The sequence below is a fragment of the Jiella endophytica genome (assembly GCF_004519335.1).
Taxonomy (GTDB): Bacteria; Pseudomonadota; Alphaproteobacteria; order Rhizobiales; family Rhizobiaceae; genus Jiella; species Jiella endophytica.
This window is the reverse complement of sequence record NZ_SOZD01000003.1, coordinates 332,202-354,890: the sequence shown is the minus strand read 5'-3', so window position 1 is coordinate 354,890 and position 22,689 is coordinate 332,202. Positions and strand designations below refer to the sequence as shown.

Sequence of the window (22,689 nt, the reverse complement as noted above, 5' to 3'; positions counted from 1 at the left end):
CCGTGCCTGGCTCGGTTTTTCTTGGACGTTCGCCCCCGGCCGCGATATCTCAGCCGCAATGATCGATGTTTTCAGGAGTTTTCGGTTTTGGCTGACGAAATGAAGGCGCGCATCCTCGGCATTCTGCGGCAGATGACGCCGCCGGATGGCGGACCGGACGTCGTGACGCGCTCGCTCGTCTCGGACATCTTCATCGCCGACGGCAAGGCGTTCTTCTCGCTCACCGTCCCGGCCGCCGCGGCCGAGCGTTTCGAGCCGTTCTGTCGCCAGATCGAGGCCGAGGTGGTCAAGCTCGACGGCATCTCCAAGGCGATGGTGGCGCTGACGGCGGAAAAGACTGCCGGCGCTCCCGGTGCGCGCAATTCGGCTCCGCCGCCGCCTCGCCAGCCGGCGCCCGCCCCGGCTCGCCAGCCGGGAAGCGTCAAGCCCGGCATCCCGGGGATCGAGCGGATCATCGCCGTCGCCTCGGGCAAGGGCGGCGTCGGCAAGTCGACCACCGCCGTCAATCTCGCCCTCGGCCTTGCCGCGCTCGGCCTCTCCGTGGGTCTCCTCGATGCCGACGTCTATGGCCCCTCGGTGCCGCGGCTCCTCGGACTGAAGGACAAGCCGAAATCCGCCGGCGGACGAACCATCATTCCGCTCGAGGCTTTCGGCCTGAAGGCGATGTCGATGGGCCTGATGGTCGACGAGGATACGCCGATGATCTGGCGCGGGCCGATGGTGATGTCGGCGCTGACGCAGATGCTGCGCGAGGTCGAATGGGGCCCTCTGGACGTTCTCGTCGTCGACATGCCGCCAGGCACCGGCGACGCCCAGCTGACCATGGCGCAGCAGGTGCCGCTGGCCGGCGCCGTCATCGTCTCGACGCCGCAGGATCTGGCGCTGATCGATGCGCGCAAGGGCCTTGCCATGTTTAAGAAGGTCGACGTGCCGGTGCTCGGCATCGTCGAGAACATGAGCTACTTCGTCGCCCCGGATACCGGCAAGCGCTACGACATCTTCGGCCATGGCGGCGCCAGGGCCGAGGCCGAGCGGCTCGGCGTGCCGTTTCTCGGCGAGGTGCCGATCGAGATGGCGATCCGCGAGAGCTCCGATGCCGGGCGGCCGGTTGTGGCGAGTGAACCCGACGGGCCGCATGCCGCAGTCTATCGCGACATCGCGGCGAAAGTCCTCGGCGGGCTCGAAGATTCGCGACCAAAGTCGGATGCGCCGCGTATCGTTTTTGAGTGACCAGTCAAAAAACGCCCTTGCCTTCGTCAATCAAAAGCTGTCGGATACGGCCCGCGGTCGGGTGCGGCCATGGCCCCTGCCGGTCCAAAGGCTAGAGGCAAGTGTTCGCGCCGACACGACTGCTGCAATGCCGCGAAACACTTGACCCCGGTGGATGCCTGGACTTCGCCCTTGGCTCGACGGCCGGTTGCGATCGCATCCGAAGCTGATATGCGAAAGGTTCACCGGTGAGCGGACAGAAGAAACCGCCCCATCCTGACAGGAGGCATACCGCATGAAATCCCTGACCCGGCTTCTCGCCGCGACGGCCCTGACCCTGGCCCTCGGTTCGGCGGCGTCGGCCAAGACGCTCGTCTATTGCTCCGAGGCGTCGCCGGAAGGCTTCGACCCGGGACTCTACACCGCCGGCACGACCTTCGACGCGGCTTCGCGCACGGTCTACAACCGCCTCGTCGAGTTCAAGCACGGGTCGACCGAGATCGAGCCCGGCCTGGCGGAATCCTGGGAGATTTCCGAGGACGGCACCGAATATACCTTCAAGCTGCGGCCTGACGTGAAGTTCCAGACGACGGACTTCTTCACCCCGTCGCGGACCCTCAACGCCGATGACGTGGTGTTCTCCTTCGAGCGCCAGCTGAAGAGCGACAGTCCCTGGAACCAGTATGTCGCCGGCGCCAGCTGGGAATATTCGAGCGGCATGGGCTTTCCCGACCTGATCAAGTCGATCGAGAAAGTCGACGACCTGACGGTCAAGTTCACGCTGGCGCGGCCCGAGGCGCCGTTCCTTGCCGATCTGGCGATGGATTTCGCCTCGATCATGTCGAAGGAATATGCCGACAAGCTCAAGGCCGATGGCCAGGAGTCGATGCTCAACCAGCAGCCGCTCGGCACCGGACCCTACCAGTTCGTCGCCTATCAGCCGGATGCCGTGATCCGCTACAAGGCCAATCCGGACTACTTCAAGGGCAAGCAGAAGATCGACGACCTGATCTTCGCCATCACCACCGACGCTTCTGTCCGCGTGCAGAAGCTGAAGGCGAACGAGTGCCAGATCTTCCCCTATCCGAACGCCGCCGACGTCGACTCGCTGAAGAGCGATTCGAACCTCGAGGTGATGGAGCAGGAAGGCCTCAACGTCGCCTATATGGCCTACAACACCACCCAGGCGCCGTTCGACAAGGTCGAGGTCCGCAAGGCCCTCAACATGGCCATCAACAAGCAGGCGATCATCGACGCGGTGTTCCAGGGCGCGGCGGTTCCCGCCAAGAACCCGATCCCGCCGACGATGTGGTCCTATGACGACTCGATCCAGGACGATCCCTACGATCCGGAAGCCTCGAAGAAGATGCTCGCCGATGCCGGCGTCACCGATCTGTCGATGAAGATCTGGGCGATGCCGGTGTCGCGGCCCTACATGCTCAATGCCCGCCGCGCGGCGGAGCTGATGCAGGCGGACCTCGCCAAGGTCGGCGTCAAGGCCGAGATCGTCTCCTACGAATGGGGCGAGTATCTGGAAAAGTCCAAGGCCAAGGACCGCGACGGCGCCGCGATGCTGGGCTGGACCGGCGACAACGGCGATCCGGACAACTTCCTCGACACCCTGCTCGGCTGCGACGCCGTCGGCGGCAACAACCGCGCCCAGTGGTGCGACAAGGAGTTCGACGACCTGGTCAAGAAGGCCAAGGCGACGGACGACCAGGCCGAGCGCACCAAGCTCTACGAGCAGGCACAGGCCGTGTTCAAGAAGCAGGCGCCCTGGCTGACCATCGACCATTCGAAGGTGTTCATGCCGATGCAGAAGTCGGTGAAGGGCTTCGTCCAGGATCCGCTCGGCTACCACCGCTTCGACGACGTCGACATCGCAGAGTGAGCTTCGGCACGCTTGGCGAAACGAAAAGGGGCGGCATCAGCCGCCCCTTGCTGATTGAAAGGGCCTGAGATGACGGCGACCCATCCGTTCAACTCGCGCATCCTGCTCGCCTTCGACTTCGACTGGACGCTGGCGGAGGATTCCTTCGAGCGCCTGGTCACGCTGATGGGGTTCGACGTCGGCGAATGGAAGTCCGAGCACTATCATCCGCTCGGCAAATCCGGCTGGGACGATATCCTGGCGAAGTTCGAGGGGCTCTGCCGCATGTGCGGGCCGGCGGGCAGGACGATCGGCCTCGACGAGGCCGAGGAGGCCGGGCGGACCACCCGCGGCTTTCCCGGCGCCGAGACGATGCCGGAGCGCCTGCGGCAGGTCGCAAGGGACGTTGACCCGTCGGTGACGCTGGAATTTGCCATCGTCTCCTCGGGCTATCTCGACGTCTTTTCCGCCCATCCGATCGCCGCGGCCTTCGACCGCCGCTACGGCTCGGCCTTCGACATCGGCAACGACCGGCGCCTTCGCGGCGTCAAGAAGATGATTTCCCATCCCGAGAAGGTCCGCTACATCCAGGCGCTCGCCAAGGGGATCGACCTCGGAGGCTCGAATGCACCGTCGCGCACCGAGGCGGAGATCCCCGAAGAGGAATTGCGCGTGGCCTTCGACCAGCTGATCTATGTCGGCGACGGCGCCTCCGACCTGCAGGCCTTCGGCTTCGTGCGCGAGATGGGCGGCTTCGCCATCGCCGTCGCGCGGGACGGCGAATTCGCCGCCGAGGACGAGATGCTGCAGGCGCAGCGCCCCGACGCCCTGGCCGGCCCCAATTACGAGGATGGCGAGCCGCTCTTCGAGATCCTCGCCCATGCGGTGCGCTCGCACGCCTCGCGGATCGCGCTGAGGCGGCTCGGCCGCGACGGTTGACCCCATGAGCTCCGGTCGCAAAGGCCGGCAACGATAACGAGACTTTCGACCTGACCTTCGAGGTAAAATGCAGCGCTTCCTGCTATCGCGCATCGCCGTCCTGATCCCGACTTTCATCGGCGTATCGATCGTCGCCTTCGCCTTCATCCGCCTGCTTCCCGGCGACCCGGTCCAGATGCTGGCCGGCGAGCGGGTGGTCTCGCCGGAGCGCCATGCCGCGATCATGCATCAGCTCGGCTTCGACCGACCGCTGGTGATGCAGTATCTCTCCTATCTCTGGGGGCTGCTGCAGGGCGACTTCGGCACCTCGATCGTGACCAAGCGTGGGGTGGCCGGCGAGTTCTTCACGCTGTTTCCGGCAACCCTCGAACTGTCGCTCTGCGCTATCGTCATCGCGGTCGCGCTCGGCGTTCCGGCCGGCGTCTTCGCCGCGGTCAAGCGCGGGTCGTGGTTCGACCAGACGGTGATGGGCGCGGCCCTCGTCGGCTATTCCATGCCGATCTTCTGGTGGGGCCTCCTGCTGATCATCCTGTTTTCGGGCGTCCTGCAATGGACGCCGGTCTCGGGCCGCATCTCGCTGCTCTATTATTTCCCCCAGGCCACCGGCTTCATGCTGATCGACTCGCTCCTGTCGGACCAGAAGGGCGCGTTCGGCTCGGCAGTCTCGCATCTCATCCTGCCGTCGATCGTGCTCGCCACGATCCCGCTCGCCGTCATCGCCCGGCAGACCCGCTCTGCCATGCTCGAGGTGCTCGGCGAAGACTATGTGCGCACCGCCAAGGCCAAGGGCCTGCCGCGCTCGCGGGTCGTCGGCGTCCATGCGCTGCGAAACGCGCTGATCCCGGTGGTGACCACCATCGGCCTGCAGGTCGGGGTGCTGATGGCCGGCGCGATCCTGACCGAGTCGATCTTCTCCTGGCCGGGGATCGGCAAGTGGATGGTCGACAGCGTCTTTCGCCGCGACTACCCGGTGGTGCAGGGCGGCCTGTTGCTGATCGCGATGATCATCATGTTCGTCAATCTTGCGGTGGACATCCTCTACGGGGTGATCAATCCGCGCGTCCGGGCGCGATAGGAGACACCGCCATGAGCCATATCTCAGCCCAGGAAGCCGAAGAGGGTGTCGGCGCGGACGGTCCCGATCACCGCGTGAAGAAGAGCGCCCGCCGGCAGATGCTGGAGGAGTTCTGGTTCTATTTCGCCGAGAACAAGGGCGCCGTGCTCGGTCTCGTCGTCTTCGGCCTGATCGTCCTGACGGCGATCGCCGCGCCGCTGCTGGCGCCGCATTCGCCGATCGCGACGAACAACCAGGCGCAGCTGCTGCCGCCTGTCTGGCAGGACGGCGGCAGCTGGAACTACATCCTCGGCACCGACGCGATCGGCCGCGACATGCTCTCCCGCCTGCTCTTCGGGGCGCAGTACTCGCTGTTCATCGGCGTCATCGTCGTCGTCGTGGCGGTCTCGGTCGGCATCGCGGTCGGCCTCGTCGCCGGCTATTTCGGCGGCTGGCTCGACACCGTCATCATGCGGGTGATGGACGTCATCCTCGCCTTTCCCTCGCTGCTCCTCGCCCTCGTCCTCGTCGCGGTGCTGGGGCCGGGCCTCACCAATGCGATGATCGCCATCGCCCTCGTCCTGCAGCCGCATTTCGTCCGGCTGACAAGGGCTTCGGTGATGGCCGAGAAGCGGCGCGAATACGTCACCGCGGCAAAGGTGGTGGGGGCCGGCCCGCTGCGGCTGATGGTGGTGACGATCCTGCCCAACTGCCTCGGCCCGCTGATCGTCCAGGCGACGCTGTCCTTCTCCAACGCCATCCTCGACGCGGCGGCGCTGGGCTTCCTCGGCATGGGCGCCCAGCCGCCGACGCCGGAATGGGGCACCATGCTCGCCGAAGCCCGCGAATTCATCTTGCGCGCTTGGTGGGTCGTGACCTTCCCGGGCCTCGCCATCCTCGTCACGGTGCTTGCCATCAACCTCGTCGGCGACGGCCTGCGCGATGCGCTCGACCCGAAGATGAAGCGGAGCTGACAGGCGGATGCCCGATCTCCTGCTCCCCTTTCTCGGCTTTGCGGCGGCTCCGGCCGCCGCCCCGGAGCCGGGATTCTGGGGCACCGTCTTCAGCAAGGACAGCCTGCTCGGCGCGGCGATCCTCGCCGTCGCGGCCTGGGTCGGCAAGACGATCTATCAGGAAGTCAGAGACCACCTCCGCGCGACGAGCCTTCGGCGCGAGGCGGCGATGCGCGCCTATTTCGACGTCAAGTCGCGGCTCGAAAGCCTCGTCCGCTATTACGATCCCGAAGTCGAAACCCGCTATGTCGGGCTGATCGAGGAAAGCGACCGGCCGAACCGGCCGTTCCGCTTCTTCTCTGTATATTCCCGGTCGGAGAACTCCTATCCCGAGTTCCGTAAGGTCCTCCATCATTTCGACCCGCGGGTGATCGAGACGTTTCAGGCCTTCACGCAATACAGCGAGCTGCTCGACGCGCAATTTCAGAAATTCTCGACCGGCGAATTCGAGGCGCTTTCGACCGCGCGCAAGGTGCAGGCGATCAGGGTGTTCTTCCAGACCGCGCGGCTGATGCGGGCGCCCGGCGGGGACTTCCTGTTTTATCTGCTGATGGACCGGCAGTGCCAGCACAAATCCTTCGACGGGCTGGATGGTTCGCCCGTCACCCGCACGGTCCGGGAAGACCTCTCAACCCTCGACGAGCTCGTGCGCGCCAGGGGCGCCCGGCGCCACCTTCTGGCATTCCGAGCTGTCGCGGACAGGATCGCGAGGCCGCATGCGGACTCAGGCGACACCGATGGATCAGATGAGGGGAAGGATGGGACCAGTCATGATCGAACCTCTTGAGCAAGCCGGAACATAATGCCCCTTCTTTCTCTCCGCAATCTTTCCGTCAGCTTCGACACCGCCTCCGGCCCGTTCAAGGCGGTGGACGGCGTCGACATCACCGTCGAGCCCGGCGAGGTGCTCGGCATCGTCGGTGAATCGGGCTCCGGCAAGTCCGTCGCCATGCTCGGCCTGATGGGCCTGCTTCCCCCGTCGGCGACGGTGACCGCCGACGAGATCGCCTTCGAGGGCCGCGACATGCGACAGATGTCCGGCCGCGAGCGGCGCAAGATCATCGGCTCCGAGATCGCGATGATCTTCCAGGAGCCGATGTCGAGCCTCAATCCCTGCTTCACCGTCGGCTTCCAGATCAAGGAGGCGCTGAAAGCCCACACCGATCTCGACCGCAAGGGGCGAAAGGACCGGGCCATCGAGCTGATGAACGCCGTCGGCATCCCCGAGCCCGAGCGCCGGCTCTCGGCCTTTCCTCACCAGATGTCCGGCGGCATGAGCCAGCGGGTGATGATCGCCATGGCCACCGCCTGCCGGCCGAAGCTGCTCATCGCCGACGAGCCGACCACGGCTCTCGACGTGACGATCCAGGCGCAGATCCTCGACCTCCTCCTCGATCTCCAGAAGGAGCGCGGCATGGCGATGATCCTGATCACCCACGACATGGGCGTCATCGCCGAGACCGCCGAGCGCGTCGTCGTGCAATATGCCGGCCAGCAGGTGGAGCGCCAGCCGGTCTCGACCCTCTTCGACGCACCGCACCACCCCTATACCTCGGCGCTGCTCGCAGCGATCCCCGAGCGGGCCACGGAAAGGCGCCTGCCGACCATTCCGGGCGTCGTGCCGGGGCAGGGCGACCGGCCGGACGGCTGCCTGTTCAACCCCCGCTGCGACAAGGCCGACGACAAGTGCCGCACGGTGGTGCCGCCACGCCAGCCGAAGAGCCTCGGCGAGGCGCTCTGCCACTATCCGCTCAATCACCCCGCCAATGTGAGTGCCGCCTGATGAGCGCCCCGACCGACACGCCGACGACCTCTCCGGCGACTGCTCCGACCGCCGCGCCCCTCAGCGCCCGGGCGACTGCCCCGCTGAACGCCATCGTCACCGCCACCGATGTCAGTCAGGTCTATGAGCTGCGACGGGGAATGTTCGCCCGGCCGGTCGGCCTCAAGGCCGTCAAGGATGCGAGCTTTTCCGTCGAGGAGGGCGAGACGCTGGCGATCGTCGGCGAGTCCGGCTGCGGCAAGTCGACCCTTGCCCGCATGCTGACGATGATCGAGACGCCGTCCGAGGGCGCCCTCACCATCGACGGCGTCACTATCACCGGCGAGGATGCCAGGCAGCTGAAGAAGCTGCGCTCCACCGTCCAGATCGTCTTCCAGAACCCCTATGGCGCCCTCAATCCGCGCCAGAAGGTCGGCTCGATCATCGAGGAGCCGCTGAAGATCAACACCAGGCTCGCCTCCGCCGAGCGCCGCAGGAAGGCCGAGCAGGCGCTCGCCGAGGTCGGCCTTCGCCCGGAGCATTACGGCCGCTATCCGCATATGTTCTCCGGCGGCCAGCGACAGCGCATCGCCATTGCCAGAGCCATCATCCTCGAGCCGAAGATCCTGGTCCTGGATGAACCCGTCTCGGCGCTGGACGTCTCGATCCAGGCGCAGATCCTCAACCTCCTCGCCGACCTGCAGGAGCGCCTCGGCCTCACCTACATCTTCATCAGCCACGATCTGTCCGTCGTGAAGCACGTCGCCGATCGTGTGATGGTCATGTATCTCGGCCGCCCCGTCGAGATCGCCCCGGTGGACGCCCTCTACGCAAAGCCGCTCCACCCCTATACCCGCGCGCTGCTCTCGGCGACGCCGGCCACCGACCCCAAATCCAAGGGCCAGCGCATCCGCCTCACCGGCGAACTTCCCTCGCCGATCAGCCCGCCGCCCGGCTGCTCCTTCAACCCCCGCTGCCCCTATGCGAACGAGCGCTGCCACACCGAGCGGCCGGAGCTGACGCCGCACGGCCCGACGCGGGTGGCGTGCTTTGCGGTGGAGGAGGGGCGGATCGAAGGGCTGTGACTTTCCGACGGTGCACAAACGTCAAAGCCCGTCATGAAGCGCCGCCGGCAGCCCTGGAATGGATCATGCCCGGGTAAAATGAAATCTGCCGGGCTTTCACCCCGCCTTCAGGGGCAATCGCTGTCGCGGACGAAGCGGGCCTTCACCCAGCCATGGCTGGTACGGTCCCCGTAATAATGGGTGACCGGACACCAGCGGCTGCCCCAGGCGACGGACAGCGGACGGCATTCGCCGTCGAGATGGATGATGCCGTGCCGGTTGGGCTCCAGCGCATCGACGATCGGCACCGATGCCGAGGGGCGTTTGCGAAGGTTGAGGACGTCCCCATAGCCGACGCCGACGACTACCAGGCAGCCCGGGCCGGAGGTGGCATGAGCGGGGAGGGCGCCCTCCATCAGTGCCAGTAACGCGGCGATGGCGATGCGGCCGAACATACGCATGAGGCTTCCTCCCAAGACTTGTACCACGGCGGCGGCGTTACGGTGCTGTGCGGTCACAGACCACCTGCCGCAGCCATGCGGGCTCCGACGGTCCGCCTATTCGATCGTCACCGACAGGGCGTATCGGATCGTCTTTCCGGCGTCCCTGTCGTTACCCATCAGATAGACCCTGAGGGTGTAGTCGTCGTCCCTCGGCAGGGCGATCCGCCCGCGTCTCTCCGGCTCCATCGCTCCGATGAAGATCGCCTCGCCGTCGCTTCCGGGTGGCAGGACGTTGAAATAGACCGTTCCGTGCCCGGTTCCGCCGGTCTTTTCGATCGACGCCACCATCGTCTGGCCGCCGCGGGCCTCGAGCCGATAGTCGGCATAGTCGTGCCCTGTGATCGCGCCGGTCACGCGCGCCGCGCTTTCGCCAGTCGCAAAATGGATCGTCGACTGCGCCTGCGCGAGCACCACCGGCGCCGAGCCGGTCAACATGCTCGCTGTCAAGGCTTGAATGAGTAGTCGCCGTCCCATGATCCGCCTCCTGCCGCGATCATAGCGCTCGCGCATCCTGATCAGAAGCAACGTCGCGTCAGGGTCGCGAACATATGCGTGATCTGAGGCTTCTCGCGATTCTGCCGCGGAGCGTCTGCGCCACGCGGAGATCCGCTCATCTGTCGGCCGCAAGATCAGCCCCGGCCATCTCCGGCGTCTCCGCAGAACCGCCGCTGCCCTGGCGAGAAGTCACATCCTCGCGGGCAAAAAAGATATCCCCACCCCCAACCACCCCGCCCACAATCCCTGCACCGCCGTCCCGAGGGACGCGGACGATCGCCGGGATCTTCCCTTCGGCTGGCTCAGGGCGAGGGCGGGCGGTGTCCGAGCCGCGAGTTATTCCGATGAGTTTGGCGCCCCGGACGGGTTCGAGGATCCGCTCCTGAGCCTGTCGAAGGGCCCTCGCGTAATACGGCGCGGGTGCGGATCGGTCCGCTTGAGGTCGCCGTGCTGAAAAGGTGCGGCGGGTGAAGAGCCAGCAGCCGGTGTGGCCGGCCCGAGGTCGGCGTTTTGGCTGACAAGGCCGAGGCGACGGACAGGGTGGGTGAGCCGAGAAGACCCCGAAAAAACGCCGCGCGGGACGCCGGAGGCGGGCCGTAGAATACCAGACTATCGGAGGGCCTGCCTCCGGCGTTCCGCTGTCCGCCTGTCGGGCGGGACATTGCCGGCTCCATCGGGAGCGGCAGATCGCATGGGCCGAACTCGGGGCGCATCGCGCCGCCGGGCGCTTCCGCGTGGGACGGTGGTTCGGGCGGACGGGATGGCAGGAGGGAGAGAAACACGGCGGCCGTTGCGCCGAGGCGCCCCCCTCTGCCCTGCCGGGCATCTCCCCCGCAAGGGGGGAGATCAGGCGGCTTCGGCCGCACAGGCTTTGCTTTGATGTCCCTGCAGCGGCGCTCGGCGAACAAGGGGCGCAGCGGTGACGCTCGGCCGATCTCCCCCCTTGCGGGGGAGATGCCCGGCAGGGCAGAGGGGGGTGAGCGGCGGCTGCAACAGATGAGAATGACGGCGCGCCAGGGGACGGCACCTTGTCCGGCGGGCCGGGGAGGGGCAGGGAAGGCGTGAGCGTCGGCGAACTTCCGGGCGTCTGACGCAGCGGGACCGCAAGCGGCCTCCTTCGGCGCGGCGAAACGGCCGACCCTACTTCCCCGTATCGCCCTGCTGGACGATCTCGCGGGTCGCGTCGAAGGCGATGTCCTTGTTGCGGCTCATGATGTAGCGAAGGTCCCACTCGTCCTTGCAGAGATAGACCGGCCAGTCGTCGCGGTCGCGCACGACGTTCATCGTGTTCTCGCGGATGAATTCCTTCAGCAGCTGCGGGTTCTCGCAGCGGATCCAGCGGGCGACATTGTACTGCACCGGCTCGAAGGAGACTTCGGCCTTGTATTCGCCGGCGATGCGCGAGGCGAGCACGTCGAGCTGCAGCGGGCCGACGACGCCGACGATGAAGTCGGAGCCGATGGTCGGCCGGAACACCTGGACAAGGCCTTCCTGGGCGAGATCCTCGAGGCCCCGGCGCATCTGCTTCATCTTCATCGTGTCGGTGAGCCGCACCCGGCGCAGGACCTCCGGGGCGAAGGCCGGCAGGCCGGTGAAGCGGAAGGCTTCGCCCTCGGTCAACGTGTCGCCGACCTGCAGGGTGCCGTGGTTCGGAATGCCGATGACGTCGCCGGCATAGGCTTCCTCGGTGAGCGAGCGCTCCTGGGCGACGAAATAGATCGGGTTGGAGACGGCGAGCGCCTTGCCCGAGCGGACATGGTCGAGCTTCATGCCGCGCCGGAAATGGCCCGAGCAGAAGCGCACGAAGGCGACGCGGTCGCGGTGCTTGGGGTCCATATTGGCCTGGACCTTAAAGACGAAGCCCGACACCTTGTCCTCGGACGGGTCGACAGGGCCGCGGTCGGAGGGTTGCGGCCGCGGCTCCGGCGCATGGGCGGCGATGAAGTCCATCAGCCGGCCGACGGCGAAGTTCTCCAGCGCCGAGCCGAAGATCACCGGCGTCAGATGGCCCTGTCGGAAGGCCTCGCGGTCGAAGGACGCGTAGCCCTCGACGGCGAGCGTCGCGGCATCGTTGAGGGCGGCATGGGTCTCGGCGCCGAGCGCCGTTTCGAGCGCCGGATCCTCGAGCCCGGCGGGGCAGGGGACGGCGCTGCCTCTGGCCGGGAGGAAGTCGTTGGCGACGAGGTCGTAGCAGCCCTTGAACAGGCCGCCCTGGCCGACCGGCCAGACCATCGGCGCGACGGAGAGCGCCAGCTGCTCCTCGATCTCGTCCAGGAGTTCGAACGGGTCGCGGCCCTCGCGGTCGATCTTGTTGACGAAGGTGACGATCGGGATGTCGCGCAGGCGGCAGATCTCGAAGAGCTTGCGGGTCTGCGCCTCGATGCCCTTGGCCGCGTCGATCACCATGATGGCGCTGTCGACGGCCGTCAGCGTGCGGTAGGTGTCCTCGGAAAAGTCGCTATGGCCGGGCGTATCGAGGAGGTTGAAGTTCACGCCCCCCTTCTCGAAGGTCATCACCGAGGAGGTCACCGAGATGCCGCGGTTCTTCTCGATGTCGAGCCAGTCGGACTTGGCGCGGTTCTTGTTGCCCTTGGCGCGCACCGCGCCGGCCATCTCGATGGCGCCGCCGGCCAGCAGCAGCTTTTCGGTCAGGGTGGTCTTGCCGGCGTCCGGATGCGAGATGATCGCGAAGGTCCGCCGGGTCTCGTAAGGGCGCTGCGGCGAGGGTGCCGTCTGGCGCAAAAGGCCGGTTTCCTCGGCGAGGCTGTCCATGGGGTCTGCTTTCCGCTGCGTTTTCCGAGGTTTGCCGAGGGTTTTCGCCCGCCCGCGTCGCAGGCGAGGGTCGGCTGGTTTGCCCCGCCGTCTACAGCATTCGGCGGAAAATCGGAATGGGCTACGGGCTGCAGCATCGGCCCGGCAATCGGACCGATCTTCTCAAAAAGCACGCTCGACAGCTCGACGGCTTCGCGTCGATCAGGGGCAAACGCAGATGGCCCTGGCGCAAGGCGGATGCGAAAGGCCGCCCCGCCTCGGCGAGAGCGGCCCTTCGCCAGGCGCTCTCAGCCCTCGGCCTGGTGGCGCTGCAGCGCGTCGACGATCTCCTGCGGGCCGATCTGGCCGAGGATCTTGCCGTTGTGGCTGACGACGACCGAGCCCTTCGCCCCGCTCACCGATTCCATCACCCGCTTCAGCGGCGTCGTCGGCTCGGCCATGGCGGCGACATTGGCGGGCGTCGTGTCCTCGCGGGTCACCGGCTTCATCACGTCGCCGGCGGTCAGAACGTTGAGCGGGTTCATATGGGCGACGAAGTCGGCGACGTAGTCGTCGGCGGGCCTCAGCACGATATCCTGCGCGGTGCCGATCTGGACAATCCTGCCGCCTTCCATGATGGCGATGCGGTTGCCGATCTTGAAGGCCTCGTCGAGATCGTGGCTGACGAAGATGATGGTCTTCTTCAGTTTCTGCTGAAGATCGATCAGCTCGTCCTGCAGCCGCGTGCGGATCAGCGGGTCGAGGGCCGAGAAGGGCTCGTCCATCAGGAGGATCGGGGCATCCGTCGCAAAGGCTCTCGCGAGGCCGACACGCTGCTGCATGCCGCCGGAGAGTTCCGAAACGCGCGAATTGGCCCAGTCGGAGAGGCCGACGAGCTCGAGCTGGGCGAGGGCGCGCTCGCGCCGGGCGGTCTTCGATTCGCCGGCAAATTCGAGGCCGAGGGCGACATTGTCCACCACCGTGCGCCAGGGCAAGAGGGCGAATTGCTGGAACACCATCGCCACTTCGTGGCGCCGGAGTTCGCGCAGCCGCTTCGATCCGCAGTCCTTCGGATCGACCGGCTCGCGGCCGGTGTCGATGACGACGCGGCCGCGGGCGACCGGCGCAAGGCCGTTGACGGCGCGGATGAGGGTCGACTTGCCGGAGCCGGAGAGGCCCATCAGGACGGCGATCTCGCCTTCCTTGACGTCGAGCCTGGCGTTGGTGACGCCGAGCGTCGCGCCGGTTTCCTCGCGGATCTCGGCGCGGGACTTGCCCTCGTCGGCCAGCGCCAGAGCCTTGTCGCGGTTGCGGCCGAAGATGATCGAGACGTTTTCGAAGGAGACGACGGTCTTGCTCATCGGCCCTTCTCCTCGACCCGGAAGAAGCGATCGAGAATGATCGCCAGAAGCACGATGGCAAGGCCGGATTCAAAGCCGTTGCCGACATTGATGGCATTCAGGGCTCTCAGCACCGGAACGCCGAGGCCGGGCGCGCCGACGAGGGCGGCGATGACCACCATCGACAGAGACAGCATGATCGTCTGGGTGAGGCCGGCCATGATCTGCGGCAGCGCGTAGGGGATCTCGACCTTGAACAGCCGCTGCATCGGCGTCGCGCCGAAGGCGTCGCCGGCTTCGAGAAGCTGCGTCGGCGTCGAGGCGATGCCGAGGCGGGTGAGGCGGATCGAGGCGGGCAGTGAGAAGATCACCGTCGCGACGAGGCCCGGCACCATGCCGAGGCCGAAGAGGATCAGCGCCGGGATCAGATAGACGAAGGTCGGGATGGTCTGCATCAGGTCGAGGATCGGCCTGAGGATCACATAGACCCATTCGCGCCGCGCGGCGGCGATGCCGAGGGGCACGCCGATGACCATGCAGGTCGCCGTCGCCGCGATGACGAGGGCGAGCGTCTGGGTGGTCTCCTTCCAGAAGCCGAGATTGATGATCAGCAGGAGGCCGACGAGGGTGAACAGGACCGGGAAGATCGAGCGCCGCGCCAGCCAGGCGATCAGGCAGAAGGCCGCGACGACGACGAAGGGATGCGGCCAGGTCAGAACGAACAGGATCGCGTCGATGATCGACTGCAGGAACTTCGTCAGGCCGTCGAAGACGAAGGTGAAGTTCGCTGTCAACCAGTCGACGAAGGCCTCGGCATAGTCGCCGATCGGCAAGGGGTGGGCTTCAAGCCATTCCACGGGCTGCTCTGTCCTCTTGGCTTCGATGAAAAGGGTCTTGCGAAAAAGGGAGGGCGCGTTTCCGCCAAAGGATCGGGGCCGGCCGTCCGGCCGACCCCGAGGTCATCGATCGCGCCCGAAGGGGCGAAGGGCTCAGGACGAGATGCCGAGCGTTTCCTTGACGGCCGCAAGGGCCGGCTTGTCGTCGAGGGTGGTGACGCCGTCGAGCCACTTGGTCAGCCGGTCGGGATTGGCCTTCAGCCATTCGGTCGCGGCCTTCTCGGGCTCCTCGCCGTCGTCGAGGATCTTGCCCATGATCTTGTTTTCCATGTCGAGATCGAAGGTCAGATTCTTGATCAGCTTGCCGATGTTCGGGCACTCTTCGCTGTAGCCCTTGCGGGTAACGGTGTAGACCGTGGCGCCGCCGTAGTTCGGGCCGAAGGTGTCGTCGCCGCCGGTCAGATATTCGATGTCGTAATTGGTGTTCATCGGATGCGGCGCCCAGCCGAGGAAGACGATGCCCTTCTTCGACTTGGTCGCCCGCGCCACCTGCGAGAGCATGCCCTGTTCCGACGAGGCGACCAGCTCGAAGTCGCCGAGGTCGAAGCGGTTCTTGTCGATCAGGCCGATGACCAGCGAGTTGCCGTCGTTGCCCGGCTCGATGCCGTAGATCTTGTGGTCCAGCTCGTCGCCGAACTTGTGGATGTCGGCAAAGTCGTGAAGGCCCTCGTCATAGAGATATTTCGGCACGGCGAGGGTGTATTTGGCGCCCTCGAGATTGGTCTCGACCCGCTCGATCGAGCCGTTGTCGACATACTTCTTGATCGGTTCGGCCTGGGCTGGCATCCAGTTGCCGAGGAAGACGTCGAGATTGTCGTCGGCGAGGGAGGCGAAGGTCACCGGCACCGACAGGATCTTGACGTCGGGATCGTAGCCCATGCCCTCGAGCAGCTTCGACATCACCGCGGTGGTCGAGGTGATGTCGGTCCAGCCGACGTCGGAGAGGCGAACCGTCTTGCAGCTGTCCGCATCGGCCGCCTGTGCGGTGGTCGCCAGCGCGGGCAGCATCATGAAGGACGCTCCGACAAAGAGGCCAAGAGCCCTCGATTTCCGGTTCATTCGGTTCTCCTGTGATACTTGGGGAAGGTTCGGTCGTGCGGCCGCCCTGCCGGCGGTGCTGCGGCAATATCAACCTTTTGCGTCCCGAGGCGCAACAGCCGGGGGCGAATTTGCCGCAAATAATTCATCCCGCGTGATCTAACCTTGGGTCCGAAGCCGCAGGTGCAGTCCAGCCGTCCGGCATCTGCGGATTGCGGGTGTAGCCGGGGCCGACGGTCAGAGGTTGCGGCGGCACGATGCGGTCGGAAATCTGCGAGGTGACGGTGAAGGCATCCTCGAACAGCACGGCGCCGTCGCCATTCTGGATGAGGCGAACGGAAACCCGGTAGGGATGGTGCGCCTCGACGCCCCGCAGCGGCGGCGAGCGGACGCCGTAGCGGCTCGAACGGGGCGACATCTTCACACGCACCTGGTGTGGCGAGCCGCCGGACGGATCTTCGAAGGTCGCCTCGATCACCGAGTAGTTCTTCACCGGCTTCTGAACGAAGGCGGTAAAGCCGTAATAGACGTCGGCAACCCGGTAGTTGAAGATGAAGCCGGAGCCGGCGATCTTCAGATAGGGCTTGTCGGCGACATCCTCGCGGGTGAGGAGCCCGACGCCGAAGAGCACCAGCGCCAAGGCAGCGAGGCCGGTGGCGACATTGACGATGCTGATGCGACGCAGAAGACGCGACATGGCCGCCCCGGGGGCAACGAAGATGCCCGAAGATTGCACAAGCTCCAGCGGAGCGCAATCGATAGGCTGATGGTCTGATCGTCAGGCGAGCGGACGGTTCGGCGGAAACCGCAGGCGGAGCGCGCCGGCCCAATTCGGCGCGCCAAGCCTGATCTTTCAGGCCGGCGCCGGTCGCGCCTTAAAAATTCCAGCTTGACGAGAGCCGCAGCGTCTTCGGCCTGCCATCCTCGATCGGCCGGGATTCGACGTCGAAATCCAGCGACAGTTCGTCGAAGAGCTTGATGCTGGTGCCGACATCGAGACGCAGCGTCTGGGCGGTCGAGAAGGTGCCGGGCACCGTGCCGCTGGCGTCCCCCGCCTCTACCGCAATGGCTGTCGCGGCCTGGCGGCTGAGCGAATAGCCGATCTCGACGCCAGCCTTCGGCTTGACGGCGATCCAGTCCGGCAGCCGCCGCAGTGCCACCGAGGCGTCGACGCCGACGGTTCCGGCGACGCTCGACGCGAGCTGGCTGTGGGTCCTGTAGGCGGTCGAGCCGATGGTCTGGCGCGCCGCTTCGAGGCGGATGACCTGACCGGCGGCCTTCAGATAGGGCGACAGTTCGACGCCGCCGAGCTGTTCGACGCGGCCGACGGCAACCGTCGCATAGCCGCCGAGGCCGCCATGATCGACGTCGCCGGAGAGCTCGTCCAGGTCGCCGTCGACGCGATCGGAAAGACGCAGCCGCGAGACCCCGAGCGCGGCCTCGGCGAAGGTCGCCTCGCTCGGATGATAGGAGGCGTAGGCGGCGAAGGAGCCGACCGCCGAGCGGCTGCGCGCGTCGCCGTCGGATTCGATCGTGTCGCCGTTGGAGCCGCCGATCGCCATGCCGACGGCAAGGTCCGCGGCCAGCCGCGCGTCGAGGCCGGCGGACAGATTGCTTTCGAAGCGCTCGAAATAGCGGCCGTCGCCGTCCAGCGCGTCGTTGGCGAGGGTCACCGAACCGCCGGTCCAGGCCCTTGCGGCATTGGCGCATTCGTCCGCCTTGGACGACGACTGCAGCGTCTTCGACCGGGCTGCCTCGCCGGCATCGTCGAGCAGCTTTTCCCAGTCGTCCATCGCGTCGGTCTGGCCGAAGGACAGCCTGACCGATGTTGGGCCGCAGGCGTCGCTGCGCAGGCTTTCGAGATGGACCTTGAGATTGTCGTTCTGCCCGCTCGCAAGGCGCAAGGCGAGGGCGTTCTGTCGCGCCACGGAGGCGACGGCGAAGGACTGGGTGTCGCTGTCGAGATCGCCGGCATCGGCAAGGCGCATGCCGGGGAGGAGAGCCAGCAGTATGACGGCCGCCATCAGCGCGCCGGCGCGTCCGCCGGAGCCGCGATGCCCTGTCCTGTCGCCGGAAACGGGGCGTTTCTGCAGGTCTTTGCTCGTCTGCATGGTCCGCTCGTCTTCGCAGTTGCGAAAATTGGAAGCCTCGTTGGACACCGGACAGGGTTAACGAGAGCTTAATTTTCCAGCGTTTCGCACCAATGTGCCGTGTCGGTCCCAAAGCGCGGGCCATGGCGTGTTGCCGGCCGGAGGGAGCGCTCGGCACTGCAATCCCGGCCCGTAGCTAGTTCGGGCAGGACGGCGCGCGCAAGATTTCGTAAGGAGAGCGAAGGGATTTTTACCCATGCTGCGGTGCATCCATGCCACGCCTCGGCGAGGTGTATGCAGGGAGCCGACAGCTTCGGGACTGGCGGGGTCAGTCGAAGAGGCTGGAGACCGATTCCTCGGAGGCGGTGCGGGCGATCGCCTCGCCGAGGAGGTTCGCCGTGGTGACGACGCGGATGTTTCTCGCGCCCTCGATCGCCTTGGTCGGCTGGATCGAGTCGGTGATCACCAGTTCCTTGAGGCTGGAAGCGCCGATCCTCGAGACGGCGCCGCCGGAAAGCACGCCGTGGGTGATGTAGGCGGAGGCGCTGGTTGCGCCGGCTTTCATCAGTGCGTCGGCGGCGTTGCAGAGCGTGCCGCCGGAATCGATGATGTCGTCGATGAGGATGCAGTTGCGGCCGGTGACGTCGCCGATGATGTTCATCACCTCCGACTCGCCCGGCCGGTCGCGGCGCTTGTCGACGATGGCGAGCGGCGCGTCGAGACGCTTGGCGAGCGCCCGTGCGCGGACCACGCCGCCGACGTCCGGCGAGACGACCATCAGGTTTTCGAGATCCTGATGTTCCTTGATGTCGCGGGCGAGCAGCGGCACGGCAAAGAGGTTGTCGGTGGGGATGTCGAAGAAGCCCTGGATCTGGCCGGCATGAAGATCGAGGGTCATCACCCGGTCGGCGCCGGCCTCGGTGATGAGGTTGGCGACGAGCTTGGCCGAGATCGGCGTGCGGCCGCCGGCTTTGCGGTCCTGGCGGGCATAGCCGAAATACGGAAGCACCGCGGTAATGCGCCGCGCCGAGGCCCGGCGCATCGCATCGATGATGATCAGCAGTTCCATGAGGTGGTCGTTCGCCGGGAACGACGTTGACTGGATGACGAAGACATCCTCGCCGCGGACGTTTTCCTGGATCTCGACGAAGATCTCCTGGTCGGCGAAACGCCGCACCATCGCCTGGCCGAGCGGCAGTTCCAGATAGTCGCCGATCGATTCGGCCAGCGCCCGGTTGGAATTGCCGCTGAAGAGCTTCATCGCCCTCCGGCCGTTGGATCGGTTGGCGGAGATGTCGTTGTTGCGCAAGCTGCCATTCCTTCCGGGCCAGACCACAGGCAGGCTGGTCGAGTTTGCCGCGAAACTCCCTCCCGCCCTGCGGTCGGGACGCCGCCGAACACGATATAGCCGCGCCGGGCTGCCGATCGAGCGGCAGGCGCGGATGTCAGGTCGAAAATGGCGCGGAGCCGTCTCCGTTCCGTCACCGTCCGATCTGCGATGGGTGCTCTAGCAGCCTTGCGCAAAACTTCAAGCCGAGTCTTGTGCGCCGCCGCAACAAGGTGAAGGGATCGCTGACGCGACCCGGGCTGAGACCCCGAGTGCGACATGCTGGCGCATCAGCCGACCTGTAGTTCGGCCGCCTTGCCCATCGTGTCGCGCGCCACCTTGCGCAGCGTTTCGAGATCGATCTTCGTCCAGGGATCGCCGTCGGTGCCGGCAACGGTCTCCTGGCCCTGGATGCGATGGACGCGCTGGTCGTTGGCGTCGAGAACGTCCCAGACATAGACGAGAACCGTCTCGTTGCCGCTCGAAAAGGCGGAGAAATAACCCTTCAGCCGGATCGGCGCGACCGGGCCGCTGGCCGGGCGGATGGTCATGCCGGCGCGCTGGGATTCCTCCGAAAGCGCCCGGGCGAGAAGCTCGGCGTCGCGCTGCGGCGCTCCGACGACGGGCAGGAACTGGACTTCGCCGCGGGCGGGCCTTGCGGCATTCTCGCCGCGCATCGAGGCGGGCCGCAAGGGCCCCTGATCGGATGCGGGGCCGAGCGCCGCCTGCTCCTCGCGGGGCGGTTCCGGGGCGCGCGGCTCGTACATCTGCGGCTCGACGGGCGCCTGTTTTGCCGAGACAGGATCGGGCAGCGAGGCCATTTCGGTGCGGGCGGGAGCCGGGCCCCCGTCGCCGTTCGTCCCGACGGGCTGCGGTCCCTCGACCCAGCGCATGTTGCCGGAGCGCCGGCCGGAGTCCTGCTGCAGCGAGGGCGGCGCGAGCGGGCTGCCGCTGACGCCGCCCTGATCGCCATAGCCGCTCTGATTGCCGTAATTGCCATAGGAGGGCGGCAGCGGTTCGGAGGAGACGGCGCCGGCTGGGCTCGGCGTCAGCGGCGCCGCGGAGGCCATCTGCGTTGCCGAGACGGGGGGCGCGCCGAGGGTGGAGATGGAGCCGACATTTTCCGGCGGGATGGGGCCGTTCGGCCCCATGGCGATCGAGAGGTCGGTGCCTGTGCAGCCGGAAACGGCCGCGCCGAGACCTGCTGCGAGAAGCGGGCCGCATCTGACGATTTTCGTTGCCACGGGCGATCTCCTTCCGGCCGTGTCTCGGCATCGAAGCAACCGGCATCCTGCCGCTCCGATCGGAAGAAATCGTTAAAATCTGTGCGATTTGCTGCGTTGCGGCGGCACCTTCGCCTTGTGGGTGTTCTCAGCCCACGACCTGCAGGTCGAGCGGCAGCCGCGACAGGGGTTCAGGCTCCGTCTCGGTGGTGAGATAGGTGCGCCCGAGGGTCATCGCCGTTCCGGTGTCGGAATCCATGATGATCATGTGGGCGAACAGCGTCATGTTCGGCTGGATCACCGCCGGATTGCCGACATGGAACATCGGCGTGTCCATCCAGGACGGGGCGTAGCGCGCACCGAGCGAATAGCCGCAGGCGCTCAAGCGGTGGCGGACCAGCTCGTGCTCCTCCATCACCGCGGAATGGGCGTCGAAGACGTCGCCGAAGGTATGTTCGGGCCGCATCACCTCCTCGACGGCGGCGAGCGCCTCTCTTGCCGCGGCATAGAGTTCCTGGTGGCGCTCCGTCGGCTCGCCGACGATCACCGTGCGCATCAGGGCGGCGTGATACTGCGCCTTCACCCCCGCCCATTCGAGCGTCACCTGGTCGCTCGCGTCGAGCCTGCGGCGGCCGGACTTGTAGCGGCAGAGGAGGGCGTCTCGGCCGGAGCCGACGATGAACGGATTGGCGGGATAGTCGCCGCCGCGCTTCAGCACGTGGCCCTGCAGCGCCGCCAGGATGTCGGCCTCGTCGGCGCCGGCGCCGATCAGCGGCAGCGCTTCCTCGAAGGCCTCGTCGGCCAGAAGCGCCGCCTCGCGGACATGGGAAATCTCGGCGTCGCTCTTCACCGCCCGCAGCATCGGCACGAGGTCGGAGGCGTCCCGCAACGTCGCGAAGGAGCCGAGGCGCTCGTTGACGGCGCGCCCCGCCGTCCCGGTCAGCCCGTGGGTCAGCCATTCGACGCCGATGCGGGTGCCGAGCAGCCCCATGTCGTCGAGCATGTTGCGCAGCTCGATCACCGGGTCGGCATTGCCGCGGTCGCGCCAGATGACGATCGCCTCGAGGATCGAGGTGTGCCGCGCCTGCCTGAGATCCGCCGAGCGGGTCAGCAGCTGCATCTCGCCATTGGCCTTCAGGGCAAGGCACTGGAAGAAGCAGAAGCCGAAGGTGTCATAGCCGGTCAGCCAGTACATCGACTCCTGGGAGAAGATCAGCATGGCGTCGAGTTTGCGGTTCGCCATCTCGGCGAGGACGCGCTCGCGGCGCGTGTCGAATTCGCATCGTTCGAAATGCAGCATCGTTCAATCCCGCAGACAGATCGCCGCGAGCTGCCGGCCGTAATCGGGCTCGCCGCGATGGGTGGTGCGGCGGAAGGAGTAGAACATGTCCGGCTCGCCATAGGTGCATCGGCCAACGAAGCCCGCCTTCACACCCGCCTCCTGGAGAACGTGGACGATGAAGCCGGGGAGGTCGAACTGCCGCTTGTCCGATCCCTTTCCCGGCGCAAAGAAGTGCTCCCTGCTGGCGTCGCCCTCGACGAAGGCCGCCACCATGTCGAGGCCGACCTCGTAATTCGGCTGGGTGATCGTCGGGCCGAGGATGGCGGTGATCGACGAGCGCCTGGCGCCGACCGTCTCCATCGCCGCGACGGTCGCCTCGAGGACGCCGCCGAGCGCTCCGCGCCAGCCGGAATGCGCGGCGCCGACGACGCCGTTCTTCTGGTCGGCAAAGAGGACGGGGCCGCAGTCGGCGGTGACGACGCCGATGGCAAAGCCCGGCCGGGTGGTGACGATGCCGTCGGCTTTCGGCCGTTCGCCTTCAAACGGACGATCGACGACGATCGCCTCGGCGGAATGCACCTGCCAGGGGGTCGCCAGCGCTCCCTCGCGAAGGCCGAGCGTGGCCATTGCCCTGGCGCGGTTTTCACTGACGTCGGCCACATCGTCCTTGGATCCGATGCCGACATTGAGGCCTTCGTAGAGGCCGGTCGAGACGCCGCCGCGGCGGGTGAAGAAGCCATGGGATATGGCGTCGCCGGTGAGCTCCGCCGCGCGGATCACGTCCTCGTCCTTGAGCGCCGGAGCGCGGGTGGTGTGATCGGCCATGGGCGCGG

The 22,689-nt window shown here is 66.5% G+C and carries 20 protein-coding genes; 8 read left to right on the top strand and 12 right to left on the bottom strand.

Annotation, left to right across the window (positions count from 1 at the left end; translation table 11 throughout):
• Positions 1 to 99: 99 nt before the first annotated feature.
• The 8 genes from E3C22_RS11595 to E3C22_RS11560 all read left to right on the top strand — a co-directional run bounded on the left by E3C22_RS11595 (position 100) and on the right by E3C22_RS11560 (position 8,932).
• Positions 100 to 1,230: an Mrp/NBP35 family ATP-binding protein gene (locus E3C22_RS11595; protein ID WP_134762477.1), complete on the top strand. Its 1,131-nt coding sequence runs from the start codon at positions 100 to 102 to the stop codon at positions 1,228 to 1,230.
• Between the two features lie 274 nt (positions 1,231 to 1,504).
• A complete protein-coding gene (locus E3C22_RS11590) occupies positions 1,505 to 3,100 on the top strand; it encodes an ABC transporter substrate-binding protein (protein ID WP_134762180.1) in 1,596 nt (531 codons plus the stop codon).
• Between the two features lie 69 nt (positions 3,101 to 3,169).
• Positions 3,170 to 4,018, top strand: coding sequence for an HAD family hydrolase (locus tag E3C22_RS11585; protein WP_134762179.1), 849 nt, complete (start codon positions 3,170 to 3,172; stop codon positions 4,016 to 4,018).
• Between the two features lie 67 nt (positions 4,019 to 4,085).
• Positions 4,086 to 5,093: an ABC transporter permease subunit gene (locus E3C22_RS11580; protein ID WP_134762178.1), complete on the top strand. Its 1,008-nt coding sequence runs from the start codon at positions 4,086 to 4,088 to the stop codon at positions 5,091 to 5,093.
• Positions 5,094 to 5,191: 98 nt separating this feature from the next.
• Positions 5,192 to 6,046: an ABC transporter permease subunit gene (locus E3C22_RS11575; RefSeq protein ID WP_245514975.1), complete on the top strand. Its 855-nt coding sequence runs from the start codon at positions 5,192 to 5,194 to the stop codon at positions 6,044 to 6,046.
• 7 nt (positions 6,047 to 6,053) lie between these two features.
• Positions 6,054 to 6,872 (top strand): hypothetical protein, encoded by an 819-nt coding sequence (locus E3C22_RS11570; RefSeq protein WP_134762176.1) that lies wholly within the window; start codon positions 6,054 to 6,056, stop codon positions 6,870 to 6,872.
• 15 nt (positions 6,873 to 6,887) lie between these two features.
• Positions 6,888 to 7,868 carry an ABC transporter ATP-binding protein gene (locus E3C22_RS11565; protein ID WP_134762175.1) on the top strand — a complete coding sequence of 327 codons (981 nt, stop codon included), beginning with the start codon at positions 6,888 to 6,890 and terminating at the stop codon, positions 7,866 to 7,868.
• Between the two features lie 83 nt (positions 7,869 to 7,951).
• Positions 7,952 to 8,932 carry an ABC transporter ATP-binding protein gene (locus E3C22_RS11560; RefSeq protein WP_280987706.1) on the top strand — a complete coding sequence of 327 codons (981 nt, stop codon included), beginning with the start codon at positions 7,952 to 7,954 and terminating at the stop codon, positions 8,930 to 8,932.
• A 107-nt stretch (positions 8,933 to 9,039) separates the two neighbouring features.
• Here the strand turns inward: E3C22_RS11560 and E3C22_RS11555 are convergent, their stop codons facing one another.
• From E3C22_RS11555 to pgeF, 12 genes are all read right to left on the bottom strand, one after another.
• Positions 9,040 to 9,372 carry an SH3 domain-containing protein gene (locus tag E3C22_RS11555; protein ID WP_134762172.1) on the bottom strand — a complete coding sequence of 111 codons (333 nt, stop codon included), beginning with the start codon at positions 9,370 to 9,372 and terminating at the stop codon, positions 9,040 to 9,042.
• A gap of 96 nt (positions 9,373 to 9,468) precedes the next feature.
• Positions 9,469 to 9,849, bottom strand: coding sequence for a hypothetical protein (locus E3C22_RS11550; RefSeq protein WP_134762171.1), 381 nt, complete (start codon positions 9,847 to 9,849; stop codon positions 9,469 to 9,471).
• 1,200 nt (positions 9,850 to 11,049) lie between these two features.
• Positions 11,050 to 12,681 (bottom strand): peptide chain release factor 3, encoded by a 1,632-nt coding sequence (locus E3C22_RS11540; RefSeq protein WP_134762170.1) that lies wholly within the window; start codon positions 12,679 to 12,681, stop codon positions 11,050 to 11,052.
• A gap of 287 nt (positions 12,682 to 12,968) precedes the next feature.
• The gene (gene choV / locus E3C22_RS11535) at positions 12,969 to 14,021 is read right to left on the bottom strand and encodes a choline ABC transporter ATP-binding protein (RefSeq protein WP_134762169.1); all 1,053 of its coding nucleotides are present in this window, start codon (positions 14,019 to 14,021) and stop codon (positions 12,969 to 12,971) included.
• Positions 14,018 to 14,857 (bottom strand): choline ABC transporter permease subunit, encoded by an 840-nt coding sequence (choW, locus tag E3C22_RS11530; protein ID WP_134762168.1) that lies wholly within the window; start codon positions 14,855 to 14,857, stop codon positions 14,018 to 14,020. The genes choV and choW overlap by 4 nt, the downstream gene beginning before the upstream one ends.
• A 132-nt stretch (positions 14,858 to 14,989) precedes the next feature.
• Complete coding sequence (locus E3C22_RS11525; protein WP_134762167.1) at positions 14,990 to 15,955, bottom strand: choline ABC transporter substrate-binding protein; 966 nt, start codon at positions 15,953 to 15,955, stop codon at positions 14,990 to 14,992.
• Positions 15,956 to 16,079: 124 nt separating this feature from the next.
• A complete protein-coding gene (locus E3C22_RS11520) occupies positions 16,080 to 16,631 on the bottom strand; it encodes a hypothetical protein (RefSeq protein WP_134762166.1) in 552 nt (183 codons plus the stop codon).
• A gap of 178 nt (positions 16,632 to 16,809) precedes the next feature.
• Positions 16,810 to 18,045, bottom strand: a complete 1,236-nt coding sequence (locus E3C22_RS11515) for an autotransporter outer membrane beta-barrel domain-containing protein (protein WP_134762165.1) — start codon at positions 18,043 to 18,045, stop codon at positions 16,810 to 16,812.
• A 307-nt stretch (positions 18,046 to 18,352) separates the two neighbouring features.
• Positions 18,353 to 19,285, bottom strand: coding sequence for a ribose-phosphate pyrophosphokinase (locus E3C22_RS11510; protein WP_134762164.1), 933 nt, complete (start codon positions 19,283 to 19,285; stop codon positions 18,353 to 18,355).
• Between the two features lie 356 nt (positions 19,286 to 19,641).
• A complete protein-coding gene (locus E3C22_RS11505) occupies positions 19,642 to 20,595 on the bottom strand; it encodes a hypothetical protein (RefSeq protein ID WP_134762163.1) in 954 nt (317 codons plus the stop codon).
• A gap of 127 nt (positions 20,596 to 20,722) precedes the next feature.
• Positions 20,723 to 21,874, bottom strand: a complete 1,152-nt coding sequence (locus tag E3C22_RS11500) for a M24 family metallopeptidase (RefSeq protein WP_134762162.1) — start codon at positions 21,872 to 21,874, stop codon at positions 20,723 to 20,725.
• Positions 21,875 to 21,877: 3 nt separating this feature from the next.
• Positions 21,878 to 22,681 (bottom strand): peptidoglycan editing factor PgeF, encoded by an 804-nt coding sequence (gene pgeF, locus E3C22_RS11495; RefSeq protein WP_134762161.1) that lies wholly within the window; start codon positions 22,679 to 22,681, stop codon positions 21,878 to 21,880.
• Positions 22,682 to 22,689 lie beyond the last annotated feature (8 nt).